The sequence below is a fragment of the Franconibacter helveticus LMG 23732 genome, from assembly GCF_000463115.2.
In the GTDB taxonomy this organism is placed as follows: domain Bacteria; phylum Pseudomonadota; class Gammaproteobacteria; order Enterobacterales; family Enterobacteriaceae; genus Franconibacter; species Franconibacter helveticus.
On the sequence record NZ_AWFX01000017.1, the window covers coordinates 1 to 21,309 of the forward strand.

Below are 21,309 nucleotides of genomic sequence, written 5' to 3' on the forward strand. Positions count from 1 at the left end.
GTGGAGCTGCATGACAAAGTCATCGGGCATTATCTGAACATAAAACACTATCAATAAGTTGGAGTCATTACCAAGGTGTGCTGCATGTTTGCTGACGTAATTTTTTTACGTCGTAGTCGCGCGCAGTATTGTTTTTATAGCGAGAGGAAATACCAAATGGCCGTGCAAAATAGCCTTCCCGGAACCGTAGATATACTCAACCAGAAAACAGGGGATACGGTTATTCGATATTCCAAGAATGCTGATCGAATTGTAAATTTAACCCAGACCAGTGTGGTGAGAATTAACGCTTCACCGGAATCTGTTAATTCTTATGAGCGTCAGGGCAATGACCTGATTGTCCATATGCGGGATGGCACTACGGTTCGCTACCAGAACTTTTTCCGCCTGGATGCGGAAGGCTTGCACAGTGAACTTATCTTCCAGGATGAGCAGGGCGTGCACCATGCTCTCTTTCCTTTCGCAACTGAAGCGGGCCCGGCGACAGCCGAGGCTATCGTTCCCACTTTCGCTGAAACCTCTACTGAAGCGTTGATTGGCGCAGAAGGCGTCTCCACGGCAGCCGTGCTGGGCGGCCTCGCGGCGGTGGCGGGTATCGCAGGTATTGCCATTGCCGCAGGCGGCAGCGGCGGTAATGGCGGCGGAGGCGACAACGATAACAACAACGGCGGCGGCGACAATGGAAACGGCGACGGTGACGGCGACGGAGATAACGGCGGCGGCGATAATGGCGGCGGCGATAATGGCGGCGGAGATAGTGGCGGCGGTGACAACGGCGGCGGAGATAACGGAAACGGCGGGGGAGGCGACGGCGGCGGAAATAACGGAAACGGCGGGGGAGGCGACGGCGGCGAAAACCCGTTGCCGACGGACGATCCGCCATTGCCATCCACGCTGATTGTCGATCCTGTCACGGGCGATAATCTCATCAACGCGCAGGAGCGTGCGCAGGATATTGTCATCTCCGGGCGTACGGAAGCCGATAACGCTGGCGCGACGGTAACCATCACCCTTGGCGGCATAACCTACACCGCGATTGTTAACGGCGACGGCACCTGGAGCGCGACGCTGCCCGCAGCGGCATTGCAGGCGCTGGCTGACGGCAGCAACCCCATCACCGTCACGCTGGTCGACGCGAACGGCCTGCCGACCACGCAGACCATTGACCTCACCGTCGACGCCACAGCGCCTACGCTCGAACTTACCGATTTCACGCCAGCAGGCGTGCTGGATGAGATCCAGGCCGCCAGCGATAAACTGGTGCGCGGTTTCACCTCTGCCGAAGAGGCAGGCCAGACCGTTACGCTGACGCTGAACGGTCAAACCTATACCGCCGTGGTCAACGCCGATGGCAGCTGGCAAACCACTATCCCGTCGACAGCATTGCAGGGGCTGACGGAAGGCCAGACCTATACGGTGGGCGTCAGCCTTACCGATGCGGCGGGCAACACCACCACGGCGGAGCAATCCTTCTCGGTTAACTTCACCGTACCGGTAGTGACCATCGACCCGCTTGGCGGCGACAACGCGCTGAACAACGCCGAGCTCCAGCTTTCGCAAATCGTGACCGGCGATACGCAGAACATTCCGGCAGATTCGTTGATTACCCTGACGCTGGGCGCGCGGGTTTACTATGCACGCGTGCTGGGCGACGGCAGCTGGAGCGCCGTTATTCCCGCGGCGGATTTCCAGGCGTTGCAGGACGGCACGGCCACGCTGACCGCCACTGCGCTGCTGCCGGATAACACCACCGTAGATATCACCTCCAGCATCACCATCGACCGCGCCCAGACGGGCATCGCCATCGCCATTCTGTCAACGGATGACAACCTGAACGCGGCGGAATCCACTCAGCCGCTGGAAGTGCGCGGCATTACTACCGTCAGCGGCCCGGGCGTCGTTGTGCAGGTGGGCCTCAACGGCAAAATCTATAACGCAGTGGTGGATAACGCAGGCAACTGGAGCGCCATCATTCCGCCGGAAGATCTGGCGCTGTTGCAGGACGGCCCGCGCGAAATCACGGCGACAGTGGTGCTTAACGATCAAAGCGCCCAGGATGTACGCACGCTGAATGTCGCGATTAACCATCTGCCGCAACCGGTAGTCGATACGCCCTTTGGCGACGGGCTGCTGAGCGCAGGCGAAATCCAGCAGGATCAGATAATCAGCGGCAATACCGGCGTGACCGGCAGCGGCCAGACGGTGGCCGTGCAGGTGGGCGGCCAGAACTATACGGCGCCGGTTGATAACGAAGGCAACTGGTCGATCACCGTGCCTGCCGGGCAGCTCCAGACGCTGCCGCAGGGCGATATTCCGGTTACGGTGGTGGTGACAGACGGGGCAGGCAACATCGGCAGCACCGAAACCACCGCGACGCTCGACACCACGCCGCCGCTGCTGAGCGTGCTGCCGCTGACCAGCGACGGCAAGCTCGACGCGCAGGAGCTGACGAGCACGCAAACGCTGAGCGGCGTGAGCACTGAACCGGGCCAGACGGTCACGGTAACCCTTAATAACCAAACCTATACCGCCGTGGTTGGCGACGATGGCCGCTGGCAGATTGACCTGCCGGCAGAAGCGCTGGTCAGCCTCACCTCCGGCGATTATCCGCTGGTCGCAAGCGTTACCGACGCGGCAGGCAACGTTACCGAAACCACGCAGATCATCAGCGTAAAATCCACTCAGCCTGTGGTGAACGTTAATCCGTTCACCGACGATAACATCCTGGATGCCGCCGAAATCAAAACCGCGCAAACCCTTACCGGCAGCGTAACCGACGCCGCGCCGGGCAGCACGGTCAGCGTCTCTTTCGGCAACTGGTCGCAGAGCGTGACGGTGGACAGCAGCGGTAACTGGAGTGTGGAAGTGCCGGTTAGCGTATTGCAGGCGTTGAGTGAAGGTGCGAACACATTGCAGGTGAGCGTAACTGACACCTTCAATCAGTCTGCGACCATCGCTTACCCTGTTACCGTAGACACCACCACCGACGCGGTGGCTATCAGCATTATCTCTGCCGATGACTACCTTAACCGCACCGAGGCGGGTTCGCCGCTGCTTATCCAGGGCACCAGCGCCGGGCTGCCGGTCGGCACGGCGGTTGTCGTGACGTTCAACGGTGCGACCTATAACGCGACGGTTGACGCTAACGGCAACTGGCAAACGGAAATTCCTTCCGCGGCCCTGCTGGCTATTACCACAGACGGGACTTATACCGTGGAGGCCACAGCGCAGCTGCCGGACGGCACGGTAACCGATCTCCACACGCTGAATGTGTTGATTAACAATCTGCCCGCCGCAACCTCGAACCCTCTCTTTGATGACGGCGTGCTGAGCGCTGGCGAAACCACAACCGACCAAATTATTAGCGGCAACACTGGCAACCCGGGCGCCGGGCAGACGGTTAACGTTACGCTTGGCGGCCAGGTTTATCAGGGCACCGTGGACAGCCAGGGCAACTGGAGCGTGACGGTGCCTTCCGGCGCGCTGAGCAGCCTGACCGAAGCCCAGTCGCCCGTGCCGGTGCAGGTTGTCGTTGCCGATGCAGCAGGGAATACCGACACCCTGAATACCCAGTTTACAGTGGATATCACGCCGCCGCAGATCACCGTTAATCCGTTTACGGGCGATGATTATCTGAACATTGCCGAAGCTGGCGCGGCGCAAACGCTGACCGGCGTCGCCGCTGGGGCAGAAACAGGTTCGGCTATCGTGGTAACCATAAACGGCGTTACGTTAAACGGCACGGTAACGGGCGCAGGCGGCGAATGGTCAGTTACCGTGCCGCCGGAAGTATGGCAAGGGCTGCCAAACGGCCAGGCGGTCTTTAACGTGACCGCGACCGACGCCGCAGGCAACAGCAGCACCACTACACGCACCATTAACGTAGCGGCGGATGCCACGCAAACCCCGCTGCTGAATATCGATCCTGTCACCGCCAATAACATTATCGACGCGGCTGAGCGCGCGGCGGGCATTACCCTCAGCGGCACCTCGCTTAACGTGCAGGTGGGCCAGCAGGTTACGATAACGCTGGGAGCAGCCAGCTGGACGGCGCTGGTCGACGCCAGCGGCAACTGGTCTGTCACCGTACCGCCTGCCGATCTGGCGGGCCTCAACTCGGGAAGTTATACGCTTACGGCGACGGTCACCGACGCGGCGGGCAACCCGGCGTCGCAAAGCCGTGATTTCACCGTCAACACCGACCTCAGCTCTGTCGTGGTCGCGCCGCTGACCGGCGACGACAGCGTCGGGCTTGGCGAAATTGCCAATGGCCTGACGATTAGCGGCACGACTTACAACGTGGCGGCAGACAGCCAGCTTATCGTTACCTTAAACGGCAAACAGTACACCGCTACCGTGCAGGCTGACGGCGGCTGGAGCGTTATTGTGCCGCAGGCGGACGCCGCGCTTATCAGCGACGGCACCGTCACGTTTGCCGTATCGACAGTAGATGCCGCAGGCAACCCGCTTTCCACCACGCATGATTTCACGCTTATCACCAGCGCTTTGCCGGTGGTGACGCTCAATACGCCGTTTGCCGATGGCATACTGAGCGCAGCCGAAGCGGCCGCAGGCGGTACGCTTAACGGCTCTACCGGCGTAACGGGGGCAGGCCAGACGGTCGTCGTGCTTATCGGGCAAACAGAATACCCGGCGACGGTAGACGCGAGCGGCAACTGGTCGCTGGCGCTGACCCCTGCCGTTCTTCAGGCTTTGAGCGACGGCACGCTGGCGCTTACCATCACCGCCACCGACGGCGCAGGCAACCAGAACGTGCTGCAAAGCTCGCTGCTGGTGGATAAAACTGCGCCAGCCCTGACCATCAACGATGTAACGGCTGACAACATCGTCAATGGCATTGAGGTGACGCAGCCGCTGCAAATCACCGGTACGGCAACTTACGATCCGGCGAATCCGCAGCAGGTCGTGGTGCAGGTTAACGGCCAGGCTTATATCGCGCTGGTGCTGAGCGACGGCACCTGGAGCGTTACGCTGCCGGCAGGCGCGCTGAGCGGCGCTGTGGATGGCCCGGTAGCGGTAACCGCCACCGTCACCGACGCCGCAGGCAACAGCACGAGCGATACCGTCAGCTTTGCGCTGGACGCTTCGCCGTTGAATGCGCCGGCGCTGCAAATCGACCCCATCACGGGCGATGATTATCTTAACGCCGCCGAAGTGGGCGTGGCCTTTACCATCACCGGGACGACCGAGCGTGTAGAACAGGGGCAGATCGTTCGCGTAACGATTAACGGTCAGACCTATGAAGGGGAAGTGCAGGCGGGCGGCGCCTGGAGCGTGGAAATTCCGGCGGCAGCCACCGCAGGCATCGCCGACGGTTCATTACCGGTAAGCGTGACGGTGACCGACGCCGCTGGCAACCCGATCACCGTCGATCGTCCAGTGAACATCGTGGCGCAGCCAGGATCCCTGCCGCAGCTGACGGTGGATATCGTGGCGCAGGATGACGTTATTAACGCCGCTGAGCGCGGCGCGGATCTCACCCTGAGCGGCACGTCGCAAAACCTGGCGGCAGGAACGCCGGTAACCGTCACCTTCAACAACGTCACCTACAACACCACGACAGACGCCAACGGCTTGTGGAGCGTGCTTGTGCCGTCCGCTGCGCTGGCGGCGCTTGTCGACGGCACCACTTACACCGTTACCGTCAACGCGACTGACGCCGCGCAGAACCCGGCGACAGGAACCCAGGATGTGTTGGCAGACTTCACCGGTCCGGCGATTGCCATCAATCCGGGCAGCGTCTTTGACGACGGCTTGCTGAACGTGGGCGAGTCGGCGGTGGATCAGGTGCTGAGCGGCACAACGGCGCCGGGCGCCAGCGTAATCGTGCTGGTGAACGGCCAGCCGATCACCACTGCGGTTGTTGCTAACGAGCAGGGCGAGTGGACGCTGGCTATTCCGGCGGCGCAGTTGCAGGCGCTCTCCGGCGACGATGTGGTGCTTACCGTGCAGGCTACAGACACCCAGGGCAACGTCAGCACCTCGCCGATTACGGTTGATGTCGGTAACGACGTTCTGCCGACGCTGGCCTTCAACCCTGTCTCTGTCGATAACGTCATCAACGGGCCTGAAGCCTCAGACGTCATTCTCATTACCGGCACCTCAACCGGGCTTGCGGTGGGAACCCCGGTTACCCTGACCATTGGCGGGCAGACTTACACAGGCTCGGTCACGGCGGAAAATGTCTGGAGCGTGGAAGTGGGCGCTGGCGGCAGCGCGCTGCTCTCGGCGCTTGGTAGCGGGCAGTTCACCGCGACGGTTAGCGCGGCTGACGCCTACGCTAACCCGGCCACTAACAGCGTGACGCTTGAGCTGGTGCTGGCAACGCCTGCGGCTACGCTGCCTGCGACGATCTTTACTGATGACTTCCTCAATGCCGCCGAAGCGGGCGCAGGCCAGACGCTGAACGGCTCCACCGGTCTTGCCGGGCCGGGCCAGACGGTGTCGGTCTCGATTGACGGCGGCGCGCCGATTGTCGGCACGGTGGATAACACCGGCGCCTGGTCTGTGGCCTTAACGCCAGAGGTGCTGGCCGCGCTTGCCGACGGGACGCATTCGCTGACCGTTACGGTAGCTGACCGCGCAGGCAACACCGCCACCAGCGCGCCGGAGACCTTCACAAGCTTCGTTACGCCTTTGCCAACCCCTGCGCTGACCGCGCCGCTGTTTGGCGACGACGTGCTGACCGTTGCGGAAACCACGGGCGACTATACCTTCACCATTAACACCGGCGTAACGGATCCGAATCGTCCGCTGACGGTGACGGCAACCCTTAACAACGGCACGCCGATTACAGCAACCTCTAACGGCGACGGCACCTGGAGCGTCACTATCCCGGCGGGGCAGCTTGCCGCGCTGCCGGATGGCGAGATCCCGGTGAACATTGTGGTGACCGATGCCGCAGGCAATGCGAATAGCCTGGCGGAAACCGTCACGGCGGTTATCAACAACGTGCCGGATGTGACCGTCAACCCGCTATTTGGCGACCAGGTGCTGACAAACGCAGAAGCTAACGCGCCTGCGGGCCAGGTCATTACCGGCAATACCGGCGCGACAGGCGAAGGGCAGACCGTTACCGTGACGCTCACAGTGAACGCATTTACCTGGACGGGAACGGCGCAGACGGCGGCAAACGGCGACTGGACAGTCACTATCCCTACTGAAGTGCTGGCGTCGCTGCCTTCAGGCACTACGCCAGCCATTACCGTGACGGCGCAGGATGCGGCAGGCAACATCGATACCTCCGACCCGGTCACCTTCGCGGTAGAAACCACGCTGCCGACGCCGACCGTAGACCCGCTGTTTGGCGGCGACAATATTCTCAACCTTGCTGAAGCGGCAAGCGATACCACCATTAGCGGCTCCACGGGCGTAACGGGGCCAAACCAGTATGTAACGGTCACGCTGAACATTAATGGCATAGCCTATGTCGCCAGCGTTGAAAACGACGGAAGCTGGTCTGTGGCGCTGCCTGCCGGTTCGCTGCAAAATCTCGCCAGCGGCACGCAGGTGCCGGTGAGCGTGACGGCGCAGGATCAATACGGCAACAGCACCACGCTTGACCCGGCGCCGTCGTTCCTGGTGGCCTTTACGCCGCCGACCGCGACGCTGGATCCCGCCACAAACTCTGCGCTTGCCGATGGCTACCTTACCGTTGCCGAAGCTGACGGCGCCCTGACCTTTAGCGGCGTTTACACCACGCCGGTGAATACCGAAGGGACGCAAATTACCGTCACCATTGGCGGCAGGGAGTTCCCGGCGGTTGTCGATGTGGCGAGCAGCACCTGGAGCGTGACGCTTGCGCCGGGCGCGCTGAACGGCATCGCCAGCGGCCCGCAGAACATCACCGTTAATATTACCGATGGCGCGGGCAACACCGGCGTGGGCATTACGCCTGTCACCGTGGCTTTCGAAACGCCGACCATTACCGTTGCCACGCCGTTCGGCGACGGCCAGCTTGACTGGGTGGAAAGCCAGCAGGGGCAGACCATTACCGGCACCACCACCAACGTGCAGGTGGGCCAGACGGTGACGGTGACCCTCTCCGGACAGGTGTTTACCACGACGGTGCAGCCGGGCGGAACCTGGGCGCTTGCCCTGACGCCTGCGCAACTCGCCACGCTTAACCCTGCCGATGGCACGCTGACGGCGACAGTTACCGATGTCGCAGGAAACACGGCCACCAGCCCAACGCTGACGGTGACGTACGATCTCACGCCGCCGGCATTCAGCGTAAATATCGATCCGGTAACCAGCGACGGGGTGCTTAACGCCGCGGAACTGAGCGGCGGCGTCGTGACCATCACGGGGCGTACTACCGATCTTGCCGGCCAGACCCTGACGCTGTCTCTTAACGGACAAGCTATCGGCACCGTGACCATCAACGCGGATGGTACCTGGGCTGTGCCAGTGGCGAGCAGCGCGTTCCCGGCGCAGGGCGATTACACCCTTACTGCAAGCGTGGTAAGCCCGGCGCCTGGCGGCGATCCGTTTACCGCCACCAGCACGCTGGCGGTAGACACCGTCGCGCCGCAGGGCCTTGGCATTAACGTGCTGGCGGGCGACGACGTGCTCAGCACCAGCGAAACCGGCGCGCCGCTGGTTATCTCAGGCCAGGTGAATGCCGCCGAAGCGGGCCGTCCGGTGACCGTCAATCTGAACGGCGTTAACTACTACACCACGGTTAACCCGGATGGCACCTGGAGCACGACAGTGCCGCAGAGCGCGGTCGATGGGCTGACAAGCGGCAACTATGTGGTTACCGCGACCGTAACCGACGCCGCAGGCAACCCGGCTACGGTAGAACGTCCGTTAACGGTGGATGTGGACGCGCCGCTGCTGACCGTCGATGCGCTTAGCGTTCCGGCAGTGCTCAATACGGTGAACGCCGCAGGCGGCCTGCTGTTGCAGGGCACCGGCGAGCCGGGCCAGACGGTGACGATTGGCCTCGGACCGCTCTCTTCTACCGCGACCGTGGATCAAAACGGCAACTGGACCTACACCTTCCCGCAGCTGGATCTCGCCACCTTGACCGACGGCGCGCAGGTGATTCAAATCTCCTCGACCGACGCGAACGGCAACACCTCCACCAACCGGGTAGCGCTTAACGTGGCGCTTAACCAGGGGCTGGGCGTGCTGGTGGACGACCTGTTCGGCGGCGACGGTATTCTGAACGTAGCGGAATCGCTGGTGACTCAGGTGCTGACGGGGCGGGTAAGCGGCGACTACCGCGGCGCGACGGTGACGGCTTCTGTTATCGGCACGGATGTGAATATTCCGCTGGCGCCGGTGCTGGCGGGCGACGGTTCTTTCACTATCGACCTGCCGCCGAGCCTGTGGCAGGGGCTGATTGACCAGACGCTGCAACTTAACGTCGGCGTGACGGATGCTTTCGGCAATACAACCAACGAGCTTATCGACTTTAACCTGGCGCTCTCGGACCTGCCGATAGTGGGCAACGTGCTGGTTGGCCTTGATAACATCATCAACCTCAACGATCTTGCCGGCGGCGCAGGCCAGGTAGTGAGCGGCACCCTCAGCAATGCGGCGGATGTTACCTCGGTAGTGGTTAACGTGGCGGGCCAGACGCTGAATGCTGTTGTGGACGCGGCGACCGGCACCTGGACGACCACGCTGCCAAACGCGCTGTTAAGCGCGCTGCCTTCGGGCAGTACGGGCTTGCAGGTGCAGGTAACGGATACGGCGGGCAACGTGCTGAACACGGGCGCCAGCTTTACCCTTGCGAACGTGGCGCCGACCATTAGCCTGGCGCCGCTGTTCGGCAACGGCATTCTTAGCGTGCCGGAGCTGGTGAACGGCGTGATTAGCGGTACGGCGACCGGGCTTAACGGCCAGAACCTCACCGTGCAGATCGGCAACACCCAGGCCATTAACGTGGTGGTGGGGCCGGATGGTAGCTGGTCGGCTAACCTCCCGGCGGCGGTACAGAGCGCGCTTCAGGCGCTGGGTAGCGGCAACGTGGCGGTAAGCGTTACCGCCGCTGACCAGTACGGCAACGGCGCCACGGCGGGCGCCAACCTGACGCTGAGCCTGCTGCAACCTGTGCTGAACACGGTCGCGCTCTTTACCGACAACCTGCTTAACGCGGCGGACGCGCTGGTCAGCCAGACCATTAGCGGTTCCGTCGGCCAGGCGGCGGCGGGGTCGCTGGTCTCGGTGCAGCTAGGCAACCAGACCTTCAACGGCACGGTGGGCGCAAATGGACTCTTCTCCATTCAGGTTTCGCCTTCACAACTGGCGAACCTGACCGACGGCAGCCTCACCAGCCTTATCACTATCACCACGCCGGAAGGTAACAGCACGACCGCGCCGGGGCCGGTGGTGAACGTCGGCATCGGCACGCTGCCGACGGTGGCTATCACCTCGCTGTTGGGCGGCGCGGATGGCTTCCTGAACGCGGCGGAAGCGGCAGCGGGGCAGGTTATCAGCGGCACAACGAACCTCGCCAGCGGCACCGTGCGCGTGCTGGTCAACGGAACCGAGCTACTGGCGCCGGTGGTCAACGGCGTCTGGTCGGTCGCCGCGCCAGCTTCCCTGTTGCAGGGGCTGGCGAACGGCACGGTGACTGTTACGGCGCAGGCGGTTGATGCGGTCGGCAACGTGGCGAGCAGCGGCACCCAGGTGGTGAATGCGCTTATTCAGAACCTGCCGCAGCTGGCGCTTAATCCGCTCTTTGGCGACAACACGCTAAGCCTTTCAGACCTGCTGAACCCGCAGGTGCTGAGCGGCACCGCCACCAACCTGGCGGCGGGAACGCAAATCAACGTGGCGCTCGGGCCGCTAAACCTCACCACCACCGTGGCGGCGGACGGCACCTGGCGCGTGCCGGTAGCGACTAACCTGCTACAGGGGCTGACAGATGGTCTGTTGAACGTCTCGGTCACTGCGGTGGATAAAGCAGGCAACCCGGCAACGGCGACAGGCGGGCTGAACGTAAGCATCGGCGCGCTGCCTTCCATCGCCATTAACTCCATTTTTGGCGACAACGGGCTGAACGTTGCCGATCTGCTGAATGCGCAGGTGATCACCGGCACCAGTACTAACGCCGTCGGCTCGCTGGTAAACGTCACGCTGGGCGGCAAGAACTACACCACAACGGTGGGTAGCGACGGCAACTGGCAGGTCACCGTGCCGAAAACGGATCTCGGCGGGCTGCTGGACGGCACCCTGGCGGTTAACGCCTCTGTGGTTAACCCGGCGGGCAACAGCACCAGCACCAGCGGGCTGCTGAATGTGATTACCCACTCGCTGCCGTCGATTTCGCTGACCTCGCTGTTTGGTAACGACAAATACCTGAACGTGAGCGAAGCGGCATCGGGCCAGGTCCTGAGCGGGAAAATCAGCGGCGCGGCGGATGGCGCCTCGGTGGTGGTAAACCTCGGCGGCAATAACTATAACGCGGCGGTAAACCCCGACGGCACCTGGTCGCTGCCGGTGGCAAGCTCCGTGCTCCAGGGGTTAACCAACGGCGCGCTGAAAGTGGGCGTGACGGTGACGGACAAGGTGGGCAACACCAACACCTCCAGCGCCGACGTAACGGTAAAACTCACTACGCCGACGCTGACCTTCAACCCGCTCGCGACGCTGAACCCGCTCACGCTGCTGACTTCCGGTCTGACGCTGCGCGGCGGCTCCAGCAACCTTGGCGCCGGTTCCGTGGTTCACCTGTCGTTGCTCAATGGCACGGTCAGCACCACCGCCATTACTGACGCTAACGGTAACTGGAGCGCCAACCTCGGGCTTGGGCTGAATATTCTGCAAATTCTGTCGCTTTCCAGCGTGCTGAATATTTACGCCGCGGACGCGGCAGGCAATATCGGCTACCTGAACGTCGGGCTTGGCGGGCAGATCATCTCCACTACGCCGCCTGCGGGCTTCACGACGCTCTCTGCGGAATCGGAAGCGGCAACCTTCTCGCTGCTTAGCGCAAGCGAAGAGCATAACAGCGCGCTCGCCGGAGATGAGCAGCAGACTGGCGCGCAGACCCTGCTCGCCAGCGAGGTTCGCGATGACACGCAGAGCAGCGCGGCGGCGGCGACAGACAGCAGCGCGGCGGCAGCTTCCACCGTGGACGGCGCTTACACCATCGGCGGCGTCAGCATTGATCTCGCAGACGGCACGTCGTTGAGCGGCGATACGGTGCAGGGTAGCGCAGGCAACGACACCATCCACCTCGCCTCGCTGGGCTTTACCCAGATAGACGGCGGCGCGGGCACCGATACCCTGGTGCTGGATGGCGTCAACCTGCTGCTCAATCTGACGGAGCTGGCGGGCAAACTGCAACACATTGAGATTGTCGACCTTGGTAAATCGGGCACCAACGGCCTGACCCTGGATGTGAACCAGGCGCTGACGGTAACCGACAAGCCGGAAGACGATCTGGTGGTGAAAGGGGGCGCGGGCGATCAGGTGAACCTGATTAACGGCGCCGGGGATGTCTGGGAAATTAGCGGGCAGCGGGAAATGGACGGCGTGCAGTTCGACGTTTACCACAACAGCTCGCAGGCTAACACCCTGGGCGACGTGCTTATTCAGCAAGGGATCCACGTTAACCACGTGTAATGCGACGGGGCCTCAGGGAAGAGGCCTTTCCTGTTTATTTTAACAATATCACCACGACGCCCGGACGGGCATAACTAAGGTGGAATCATGAAGCAAAGCGAAGCACGCCACAGGCGGCTTGGGCTTTCCGTGTGTCTTGCGGCAGCCCTGATGGGAGTGAACCTGAACGTCTATGGAGAGGAGACGTTTCAGTGGCAGACGGCGCCGAGTGAACAGCTCCAGGCGCAGCTTTCTATAAAGGAGGCGATACTACGCGCCTTCGCCCGCAATCCGAAAATCGCCCAGGCGGCGGCGCAAATCCGCGTTGGCAAAGCCAACCTCGAAGAGGCTGAAAGCGCCTGGTTTCCGCAAATCTCTTTGCAAGGCAACGTAGGCCGCAGCCATCGCACCGACTCGGCCGGCTCGCTGAACAGCAACGCGGCGGGCGGCGTTAACCTCAAACAGCTTATCTACGATTTTGGTAAAACCGGCGGCAGCATCGATGAGCAGGAAAACCTGACGGAAGCTTACCGATACGGTCTTTACGACACCTTAAACCAGGTAGGCATGCAAACCCTTCAGGCCTACTTGCAGGTCAAACGTTATCAGGCGCTGGCGCAGGCGGCGCAGCGCAATCTCGATTCCCTTAACAGCGTACTGGATATGGCGAACCTGCGCGCTGAAGCAGGTTTAAGTACCCAGTCGGATGTTTTACAGGCGCAGACCCGCATCGCCGGCATGAACGCCAGCCTTGAGCAATACCGCGCCCAGACCCGCTCCGCCCAGGCGGCGCTGAGCGTGTTGACCGGCGTGGTCTCCGACAATCTGCCGGATCTGCCGGAAGATTTAATGCGCCAGAAAATTTCTCTGAAATCCCTTCCTTACGAGCAAAACAACGCGGTGCGCGCCGCCCAGGCGAAACAGCTCGCCGCCGAGCAGCGTATTCGCCAGGCCCAGGCGCAGCACTGGCCCACCGTTTCCGTACAGGCGGGCCGCACCCGTTACCAGAACGACAACGGCGATTACTGGGATGACGAAGTGCAACTGGTGCTGGATGCGCCCATTTACCAGGGTGGGGCGGTCAGCGCCCGCGTCGACGCCGCCGAAGGCGATCGCGCCAGCGCCCGCGCCGATGTGGAAGCAAGCAAGCTGGATATTAACCAGCGCGCCGCTACCGCCTGGGCGGACCTGACCGGCGCGCAGCAGCGACAGCGGGCGGGCGAGTTGCAGCTTAGCAGCGCCGGGCGGGCGCGGGGCGTTTATCGCGACGAGTACCGCTTAAGCAAACGCAGCCTTAATGATCTGCTGAGCATTGAACAGGATGTCTTTCAGGCCGACACCTCGGCGATCACCGCGCGCTATGACGCGTGGGATGCGGCGGTACGCTATGCGGGCGCCGTGGACAACCTGCTCGATATGCTCGGCATTGAACGCACCCGAATGACCGGCGATACCCTGCCGTCGCTTTAAGCGGCGGCTACAAAAGGAGTTTTAGATGTCCCAGACCCCGGATACTGAAAGCTGGACCCGCGCCATGGCGCGCGCGGCGGGCCGTTTCGGCCTTCCCGCCGATGCCCCGGCGGCGCGCCAGCAGATGCGCTGGTTTGAAAACCTGCCGCTGGCTTCGCGCCTTGATCGGTTGGCGGGCCTGATGGGCCTACAGGTGAAGCTCACCGAGCTTGATAAAATGCGCTGGAACAGCCAGACGCTGCCCGTTATCGTTCAGCTCGAAGAGGGCGGGCTGATGCTGATTGAAGATATCGACGCCGACGGCCTCGCCAGTTACTGGCTGAGCGAAGGGGGCGACCTGGTGCGCGAAGAGCCGCTGGAGACGCTGTTAACGAGCATTAAGCCGGAAATCGTGCTGCTCGGCATCGCCGCCCGCGGGCGCGACTCCCGCATTGATGATTTCGCCCGTCCCTGGGAGCCGCACTGGTTCTGGCGCCATTTCCGTCATGCCGGGCGCAAGCTCGCGGAGATTTCTCTCGCGTCGGTTATCGGCAACGTGCTGGCGCTGGCGGGCATTCTCTTTTCCATGCAGGTATATGACCGGGTTATTCCGGCGCAATCTTTTCCCACCCTGTGGGTGCTCTTTTTCGGCGTGCTGCTGGCGGCGCTACTGGAGTTTTTTATTCGTCTCGCCCGCACCCATGTGTCGGACATCATGGGCAAGCATATCGATCTTAACGTTTCGTCGCTTTTTTTCGCCCGAGCGCTGGCTATCAAAAACGACGCGCGACCTAAATCCACCGGATCGTTTATCTCGCAGCTTCGCGAAATTGATCAGGTGCGCGAGCTGCTCACCTCTACCACCGTCGGCGCGGCGATGGACATTCCTTTCGTGCTGCTGTTCCTCGGCATTATGGCGCTGGTGGGCGGGCCGCTGGTGGCTATCCCGCTTATCGCCATCCCGCTTATCGTTATTCCCGGCATTCTGGTGCAGTGGCCCATGGCGAAGCTCGCGAAAGAGGGGATGCGTGAAAGCGCGATTCGCAACGCGGTGCTGGTGGAGTCCATCGAAGGGGTTGAAGATATTAAAGCGTTACAGGCGGAGCCGTACTTCCAGCGCCAGTGGGAGCATACCCACGGCGTGGGCGCGACTATCGGCATGAAACAGCGCGTCTGGGGCGCTCGCCTTAGCGGCTGGGCTTCCACCGTACAGCAGATAACTTACGCGGGCATGCTGGTCTTCGGCAGTTATCTGGTGCTGGACGGCCAGATAACCACCGGTACGCTGGTGGCCTGTAGCCTGCTTTCATCGCGCACGCTGGCGCCGCTGATGCAGCTCACTATGGTGTTTTCACGCTGGCAGCACGCGAAAACGGCGATGGAAGGGCTTAATGAACTGCTGAAAAAGCCGCTCGATCGCGATGCGCAAAACAAGATGGCGCATTGTCCGGTGCTGGCGGGGCACTACCAGTTTCAGGATGTGCAGTACAGCTACGACGTGGAGAAGGGCGATCAGGCGCTCTGGATCCCGAACCTTGAGATCAAACCCGGCGAGCGCGTGGCGATCCTCGGCAAAGTCGGCGCCGGGAAATCAACCCTGCTGAAGCTGCTTTCAGGGCAGGCGCAGGCGAGCAAAGGCAAAGTGATTATTGATGGCGTCGATCTGGCGCATATCGATCCTGCCGATGTACGTCGCCAGGTGGGCTTTTTATCGCAGGATTCGCGTCTTTTCTTCGGCACGCTGCGCCAGAACCTGATGCTCGGCCATCCGAATGCCACGGAAAGCGAGCTGTTGCAGGCGCTGCGCATCAGCGGCGCGCTTTCAATGGTGCAGAAAGACGCGGCGAGCCTCGACCGGCTGATTAACGAAGGCGGGCGCGGGCTTTCCGGCGGCCAGCGGCAGATGGTGCTGTTGAGCCGGCTGATTGTGCGTAACCCGCAGATTGTGCTGCTGGACGAACCCACCGCCTCAATGGACGAACAGCTGGAAACGTATGTTATTCGTCAGCTTCATCAGTGGCTAACCGGGCGCACGCTGGTGCTGGTGACGCACCGTCCGGCGCTGCTTTCGCTGGTGGACCGCATTGTGGTGGTAGAGAACGGCAAAGTGGTGGCTGACGGCCCGCGCGATACCATTCTCAACCAGGCGAAACGCAACAGCAACGTGGCCTCGGTGGCGTAAGGGGGAACAATGAGTCAACTGACCATTCAGGAAGAACTGGCCCGCCAGGGGCGCTTTTACTCTTCCGTTATCTGGCTGACGCTGCTGGGGATTGTCCTGTTCTTCGTCTGGGCGTGGTTTGCGACACTCGATGAAGTGACGGTGGGAACCGGTAAAGTGACGCCTTCAAGCCGCGCGCAGGTTATTGAGAGCCTGGACGGCGGCATTGTCAATGCGCTGCTGGTGCATGAGGGCGACATTGTCGATCGCGGGCAGATGCTGGCGCGCCTTGACCCGACGCGCTTTCAGTCTAACTTCGGCGAGGCGGCGGCGCGGGTGCGGGCGCTGCGCGCCTCCAGCGAACGGTTGCGCTCGGAGCTGACCGGCGAACCGCTGAAGTTCAGCGCCGAGTCTATGAAAGAGCCAGAGCTGGTGGCGCGAGAGCGGCAGCTTTACGAGTCGCGCCGACGCAATCTCAACGAAACGCTGGCTAACCTCAACAAAACCTATGGCCTGGTGATGGACGAGTTACGCATGACCCAGCCGCTGGTGGCGAAAGGCGCTGCAAGCCAGGTGGAAGTGATTCGTCTGCAACGCCAGGCGGCGGAACTGAAAGGCAAAATGGACGACGCCCGCAACGAATTCGCCGTCCGCGCCCGGGAGGAGCAGGTGAAAACCAATGCCGATCTAGACGCGCAGTTACAGGTACTGGCGGGTAAAGAAGACCAGGTGACACGAGCGACCATTTACTCGCCGGTGCGCGGGGTGGTGAAGGATATTCAGGTCACTACCGTGGGCGGCGTATTGCAGCCCGGCGGCAAGCTGATGGAGATAGTGCCGCTGGAGGACAAGCTGCTCATTGAAACGCGTATCAACCCGCGCGATATCGCCTATATCCGGCCAGGCTTGCCTGCGACGGTCAAAGTGTCGGCTTACGACTCCTCTATCTACGGCACGCTGGACGGCACCGTGGAGATGGTCTCGCCGGATACCATTCAGGACGAAGTGAAGCGCGACCAGTTTTACTACCGCGTTTACGTTCGCACCAAAAGCGCGGAGCTGCATAACCGCAACGGCAAGGCGTTCCCGATTCTTCCCGGCATGGTGGCGGACGTGGATATCAAAACCGGGCAGAAAACGGTGCTGGATTACCTGATCAAGCCGCTGAACAAAGTGAAAGAGGCGCTGAGGGAGCGGTAATGCTTGGGCTGCCCATGAAAAAACCGGCTTTCGCCGGTTTTTTTCTTCCCGTAGCGCAGGCTTATCGTCCTGCGTTTTTCATGATGCGCGCTTTATCGAGCTGCCACTCGCGATCTTTCAGATCTGAACGTTTATCGTGCTGCTTCTTACCTTTCGCCACGCCGATCTTCACTTTGCACCAGGCGTTCTTCCAGTACAGCGACAGCGCGACGATGGTATAGCCCTCGCGATTGATTTGACCATACAGCGTATCCAGTTCGCGCTGGTTCAGCAGCAGCTTACGGGTACGGGTTGGGTCGCAAACCACGTGGGATGAGGCGACGGTAAGCGGCGTGAAGTTAGCGCCAAACAGATACGCTTCGCCATCTCGCATAATGACATAGCTGTCGCCGATGTTCGCTTTGCCAGCGCGCAGGGATTTGACTTCCCACCCCTGAAGGGCGAGACCCGCTTCGTATTCGTCTTCGATGAAATATTCATGGCGGGCGCGCTTATTAAGCGCAATGGTGGCTGAGCCGGGTTTGTGTGCTTTTTTCTTCGTCATAGTGCTGCTCAGTATAGGTAATTCGGTAAAAAAAGGCACCCCATCCGGTGGGGCAACAAACGGCTATCTTAGCATGCCTGACGGCGAGTTTTTGTTTAACCGGTGAGAAATGTTATTATTTGTAGGTTGTATGACTTATGGGAATCGCTATGCCACAAATCAGTCGTACTGCTCTGGTGCCTTACAGCGCTGCGCAGATGTATCAGTTAGTGAACGACGTGAAATCCTACCCGGAGTTTCTTCCCGGTTGCGTAGGAAGCCGCGTGCTGGAAGCCACTCCCGGCCAGATGACGGCGGCGGTGGATGTCTCTAAAGCGGGCATCAGCAAAACGTTCACCACCCGTAACACGCTGACCAACAACCAGAGCATTCTGATGCAGCTGGTGGACGGGCCATTCAAGAAACTCATGGGTGGCTGGAAGTTCACCGAGTTGACCGAGAGCGCGTGCCAGGTGGAGTTTCATCTCGACTTCGAGTTCACTAACAAACTCATCGAGCTGGCCTTTGGACGGGTCTTCAAAGAACTCGCCTCTAATATGGTTCAGGCATTCACTAACCGCGCCAAAGAGGTTTACCGTGTCGGCTGAGATCCACATCGAAGTGGTTTATGCGCTGCCGGAAAAACAGTATCTGCGTAAGCTGACGCTGGAAGAAGGGGCGACGATAGAGCAGGCGATTTATGCCTCCGGCCTGCTGGAACTGCGCGATGATATCGATCTCAAAAAGAACAAGGTGGGGATTTACAGCCGCCCGGCAAAGCTGACGGACGTGCTTAATGACGGCGACCGGGTGGAGATTTACCGGCCGCTGATTGCCGACCCGAAAGAGCTGCGGCGCAAGCGTGCTGAAAAGTCGGCGCAAAAATAGCGCTTGCTTGCAGGCTGCATCAACTGGCCGCTTTCGGCCGCACTGATTTACTGGCCTTCGCGGGATGAAGGCGCAGCAGCGGCGTCGAAAAAGAGCAGCGTCAGAAAATGAACGGCGCGAAAAACAGCCGCGTCGAAAAGAGCGGCGTCAGAAAAAAGAGCGGTGTTAAAAAAGAAAAGGTGCCTGGAGGCACCTTTTTTGTTTTTCTTGCGGAGCGCTTAGCGCTGGCCGTCCAGCTTCGGCTTGTTGTCGATATTGGTCAATACGCCGTTGCTGTTGAATGTCAGCGTCAGGGTCTGTTGCGTTACTGTCTCATGTCCCGGTTGCTGGCGGAAAATATAGTACCAGGTATTGCTGCCGAACGGATCGCTCATCATCGGCGTGCCCAGAGCATAAGCAACCTGCTGTTGCGTCATACCGATACGAACTTTAGAGACATCGGTTGGGGTCAGGTAATTCCCCTGGTTGATATCGGGGCGGTAAACCACTCGCTCCAGAGTGGAACAGCCTGCGGTCAACATCAGAAGGACCGCTGCGGCAGCAGTCAGCGTTTTACAGCGCATAGTGAGTAGATTCCTTTTCGGGCCCGAGCAGCACGCGGCTCATACATAATTTGCCGATGATAATAAACCTTCAGTCAGTTTAAAACCTTAAGGCGCTTCACTATGACCCTGCGGGTGAAAAAAAGTTGAGATAAATTGGTCGCAACGACGATATGTAGGTACGGATTGCTCTTTTTTTAAGCGAAACCCGGCAGGCGATGCCGGGTTTTTATGCGCGGGAGAGTAGTAAAGCCAGTACGCGTTTAAGCCGCCAGCAACTCTTTGGCGTTAGCGAGCGTATTGCGGGTTACTTCGCTGCCGCCAAGCAGGCGGGCCAGCTCCTGCAAGCGCGCGCGCTTGTCGAGCGGCTGCATGTGGGTTTCCGTCATGGCACCGTCGGTCTCTTTGCTGACAAAGAAGTGATGATGACCGCAGCCCGCGACCTGCGGCAGATGGGTAACGCACATGACCTGCGTCGATTCGCCAAGCTGACGCAGCAGCTTGCCTACTACCGCCGCGGTCGGGCCGCTGATACCCACGTCCACTTCGTCGAAAATCAGCGCCGGGGTTTCCATCTTACGCGCCGTAATGACCTGAATAGCCAGCGCGATACGGGAAAGCTCGCCACCCGAGGCGACTTTCGCCAGCGGCTGCAACGGCTGGCCCGGGTTGGTGGAGACGCGGAAATCGATGCGGTCAGCCCCTTCAGCCGTCAGATGATTCTCTTCAAAAGCCACGTCGATGGTCAGTTTGCCGTGCGGCATGGAAAGTGAGTGCATACTATCTGTAATCAGCCCACTCAGTTCGCGCGCATAGGCAACGCGGCTTTCGTGCAGTTGACGGGCTACTTTCATTGCCTGCTGATGATGGTTATTCACCGCCAGCGTCAATGTTTCCAGGCAATCCGCCTGATCGTCGAGCTGTTGTTGCTCATCCAGCAGTTTCTGATGAAAAGCAGGCAGTTCTTCCGGCGAAATATGGTGCTTGCGCGCCAGGTTAATCTGGCGGGAAATGCGCTGTTCAAGCTCGTACAGGCGGTTCGGGTCAAGGTCCAGACGGTCGCAATAATGGCGCAACTCGTCGCTTGCCTCTGTAATTTGAATAGCCGCTTCTTCCAGCATATCAAGCACGCCGGAGAGTTTGTCATCCATGCCGATAAGGTCGGTAACCAGGTTGCGTACGCTATAAAGCTGGCTTTGCAGGTTAGCGTCTTCGCCGTCGGCAAGCAGATGCAGCGCCTGCTGGCTGGTGGAAAGCAGCTGGCCGCTGTTGGCAAGACGTTTGTACTCCTCGTCGATTTGCTCGAACTCGCCTGCCTGCGGGTTGAAGTCGTTCAGCTCTTTTAACTGATAATGCAGCAGTTCCGCACGCGCGGCGCGCTCCTGGCTCAACTGCTGGTGCAGCGCCAAATCGCGGCAGCTCTGATGCCACTGGCGGTAGGCGGCAGCCATTTGCTGGGTCAGCGTGGTCTCGCCGGCATAGCCGTCGAGCAGCGTTTTCTGGTGCTCAGGTTTAAGCAGGAGCTGATGCGCATGCTGGCCGTGGATTTGAATCAGAAGCTGACCCAGCTCGCGCAGCTGCGATAACGGCACGGCGGTGCCGTTGATAAACCCGCGGGAGCGGCCGTCGCTGCTGATCACGCGGCGAAGCAAACACTCACTACCATCTTCCAGCTGATTTTCTTCCAGCCAGCGTAGCGCGGCAGGGGTGTCTTTCAGCGAGAAGCGCGCGCACAAATCGGCGCGGCTGGCGCCCTGACGCACCATATCCGCTTCCGCACGCCCGCCAAGGCACAGCCCCAGCGCGTCAATCGCAATGGATTTACCTGCGCCGGTTTCACCGGTTATCGCCGTCATGCCGGCGTGAAAATCGATTTCAAGCTCGCGAACGATGGCGAAATTGCTGATGGTAAGTTGAGCCAGCATAGCTACCTTCCTGTATAAAATAACAGAGCTGTATTTGCG

10 protein-coding genes are annotated in these 21,309 nt (G+C 60.7%); 7 read left to right on the forward strand and 3 right to left on the reverse strand.

What is annotated here, in order from left to right; all coding sequences use genetic code 11:
* From DW56_RS23125 to DW56_RS05715, 5 genes are all read left to right on the forward strand, one after another.
* On the forward strand, positions 1–57 hold the full coding sequence (locus DW56_RS23125) for an IS1 family transposase (RefSeq protein WP_003032489.1): 57 nt from the start codon (positions 1–3) through the stop codon (positions 55–57).
* A gap of 99 nt (positions 58–156) precedes the next feature.
* Complete coding sequence (locus tag DW56_RS05700; RefSeq protein ID WP_029589740.1) at positions 157–12,603, forward strand: Ig-like domain-containing protein; 12,447 nt, start codon at positions 157–159, stop codon at positions 12,601–12,603.
* A gap of 150 nt (positions 12,604–12,753) precedes the next feature.
* Complete coding sequence (locus DW56_RS05705) at positions 12,754–14,052, forward strand: TolC family outer membrane protein (protein ID WP_234409237.1); 1,299 nt, start codon at positions 12,754–12,756, stop codon at positions 14,050–14,052.
* A gap of 25 nt (positions 14,053–14,077) precedes the next feature.
* Positions 14,078–16,213 (forward strand): type I secretion system permease/ATPase, encoded by a 2,136-nt coding sequence (locus DW56_RS05710; RefSeq protein WP_029589741.1) that lies wholly within the window; start codon positions 14,078–14,080, stop codon positions 16,211–16,213.
* 9 nt (positions 16,214–16,222) lie between these two features.
* Positions 16,223–17,392 (forward strand): HlyD family type I secretion periplasmic adaptor subunit, encoded by a 1,170-nt coding sequence (locus DW56_RS05715; protein ID WP_024554289.1) that lies wholly within the window; start codon positions 16,223–16,225, stop codon positions 17,390–17,392.
* A 61-nt stretch (positions 17,393–17,453) separates the two neighbouring features.
* Here the strand turns inward: DW56_RS05715 and smpB are convergent, their stop codons facing one another.
* The gene (smpB, locus tag DW56_RS05720) at positions 17,454–17,936 is read right to left on the reverse strand and encodes an SsrA-binding protein SmpB (RefSeq protein ID WP_024554290.1); all 483 of its coding nucleotides are present in this window, start codon (positions 17,934–17,936) and stop codon (positions 17,454–17,456) included.
* Positions 17,937–18,085: 149 nt separating this feature from the next.
* Between smpB and DW56_RS05725 the strand changes: the two genes are divergently transcribed.
* Both DW56_RS05725 and DW56_RS05730 read left to right on the forward strand, forming a co-directional pair.
* Positions 18,086–18,523: a type II toxin-antitoxin system RatA family toxin gene (locus DW56_RS05725; RefSeq protein ID WP_024554291.1), complete on the forward strand. Its 438-nt coding sequence runs from the start codon at positions 18,086–18,088 to the stop codon at positions 18,521–18,523.
* Positions 18,513–18,803: an RnfH family protein gene (locus DW56_RS05730; RefSeq protein ID WP_024554292.1), complete on the forward strand. Its 291-nt coding sequence runs from the start codon at positions 18,513–18,515 to the stop codon at positions 18,801–18,803. The genes DW56_RS05725 and DW56_RS05730 overlap by 11 nt, the downstream gene beginning before the upstream one ends.
* Before the next feature lie 218 nt (positions 18,804–19,021).
* On the opposite strand, the gene bamE is transcribed toward DW56_RS05730, so the two are convergent.
* Together bamE and recN are read right to left on the reverse strand one after the other, a co-directional pair.
* The gene (gene bamE / locus DW56_RS05735; RefSeq protein ID WP_024554293.1) at positions 19,022–19,366 is read right to left on the reverse strand and encodes an outer membrane protein assembly factor BamE; all 345 of its coding nucleotides are present in this window, start codon (positions 19,364–19,366) and stop codon (positions 19,022–19,024) included.
* A 242-nt stretch (positions 19,367–19,608) separates the two neighbouring features.
* The gene (recN, locus tag DW56_RS05740) at positions 19,609–21,270 is read right to left on the reverse strand and encodes a DNA repair protein RecN (protein ID WP_029589742.1); all 1,662 of its coding nucleotides are present in this window, start codon (positions 21,268–21,270) and stop codon (positions 19,609–19,611) included.
* Positions 21,271–21,309 lie beyond the last annotated feature (39 nt).